The organism is Mesorhizobium sp. M7A.F.Ca.US.005.03.2.1 (assembly GCF_003997795.1).
GTDB classification, from domain to species: domain Bacteria; phylum Pseudomonadota; class Alphaproteobacteria; order Rhizobiales; family Rhizobiaceae; genus Mesorhizobium; species Mesorhizobium ciceri.
The window spans coordinates 1-1843 of record NZ_RZRP01001065.1; the positions used below are offsets into that span (position 1 = coordinate 1).

Genomic DNA, 1843 nt, shown 5'->3' on the forward strand with positions numbered 1-1843 from the left:
TTGCTGGCGGCAGCCCTTCTGGCGGCGGGATTGCAGGCTGCCCGCGCCGACGAATGGCGCACCACCTCATCGCTGATCGGCGAGTCCAAATACGGCGCCAATTTCCAGCACTACGACTACGTCAATCCGAACGCGCCCAAGGGCGGCACGCTGAATTCGGTGGAACTCGGCACCTTCGACAGCTTCAATCCTTTCATCGCACGCGGCACCCCTGCCGCAGGATTGAACTATCAGGGTGGGCTCCTCTACCAGTCGCTGATGGCGAAATCCCTTGACGAGGGCAGCGTCAACCATCCCGAGATAGCAGACGCCTACAAGTACCCAGCCGATTTTTCATCCGCAACTTATCGGCTCGACCCGCGTGCCAGATGGCATGATGGCCAACCGATCACCGTGGATGACGTGATTTGGTCATTCAACTTTCTCAAAAAGGAAAGTCCGCAGTTCAACCGCTATTTCGCCAACGTCACCGAGGCGGTCGCCGTTTCAGATCGGGAAGTCGAGTTCCGTTTTGATCAGAAGGGCAATCGCGAGTTACCGCTGATCATGGCGGATGTGGTGGTGCTGCCGAAGCACTGGTGGGAAGGCACCGATGCCAACGGCAAGAAGCGCGACATCACCCAGCCAAGCCTTGAAATCCCGCTCGGCTCTGGACCCTACAAGATCGAGAGCTTCAAACCTGGTTCGGAAGTCGTCTGGCGACGCGTTCCGGACTTCTGGGCCGCCGATCTGGCCATCAATGTCGGGCGCAACAACTACGACACCAGACGCTACACCTACATTCTCGATGACAACGCCGCGTGGCAAGCCTTCACCAAAGGCGGATATGAGGACATCCAGGCTGAAAACAGTGCGCGATTATGGATGACGCGCTACAATTTTCCGGCTCTCAAAGCCGGCGATGTCATCAAGCGGGAGTTCAAGGCGACATCACTCGCCTCGATGCAAGGTTTCATGCTGAACACGCGACGGACAAAGTTCCAGGATCGGCGCGTGCGCGAGGCGCTCGGTTACGCCTTCGACTTCGAAACCTTGAACCGCACCCAATCCTTCGGCCTCAACACCCGCTCCAACAGCTATTTCATGGGCAGCGAACTTGCTTCGAGCGGACTGCCGCGGGGCAAAGAATTGGAGATCCTCAATCAATACAAGGGCAAGCTCCCGCCAGAACTGTTTACCCAGGAGTTCAAGCTTCCGGTCTTCGATAGCCCGAAGGCCGAGCGGTCGTACCTGCGCGAAGCGATCGATCTGTTTGCGGCGGCGGGTTGGAAAATCCAGAATGGCCGTATGACCAATGAGAAAAGCGGGGAGCCTTTTACCGTCGAGATTCTGGGCTTCGACCAGGGCGCCGAACAAACGGTCAATCCATTTGTAAATATGCTGGGAAAGATCGGCATCTCGGCTTCGTTCAGGATAGTCGATACCAGCCAGTACATCGCTCGCGTCAACAATTTCGACTACGACGTCATAACCTCTCGGCTGCCGCAGTCGGACTCGCCGGGCAATGAACAACGCGAGTACTGGAGTTCGAAGGCAGCCGATACACCGGGCTCACGAAATTACGCGGGGATCAAGGACCCAGTGGTCGACGCACTGGTTGAACGCGTTATCTTCGCGACGGATCGCGACGACCTGCTCGCCGCCACTCATGCGCTCGACCGGGTTCTGTTGTGGAATTTCTATTGCGTCCCGCAATTCACCCGATCCGTAACCTGGCTGGCCTACTGGAACAAATTCGGCATCCCGGAAAAACAGCCGACTTACTTGGGTCCCGACATCGATTCCTGGTGGATCGACCCGGACAAGGAGAAGGCGCTGGCGGCCAAATACAAGGGCGGCAATT

The 1843-nt window shown here is 57.4% G+C and carries 1 protein-coding gene; it reads left to right on the forward strand.

The window, feature by feature from the left end; translation table 11 throughout:
* On the forward strand, positions 1 to 1843 hold a 1843-nt coding region (locus EN991_RS34615), incomplete at both ends, for an extracellular solute-binding protein (RefSeq protein ID WP_245461162.1).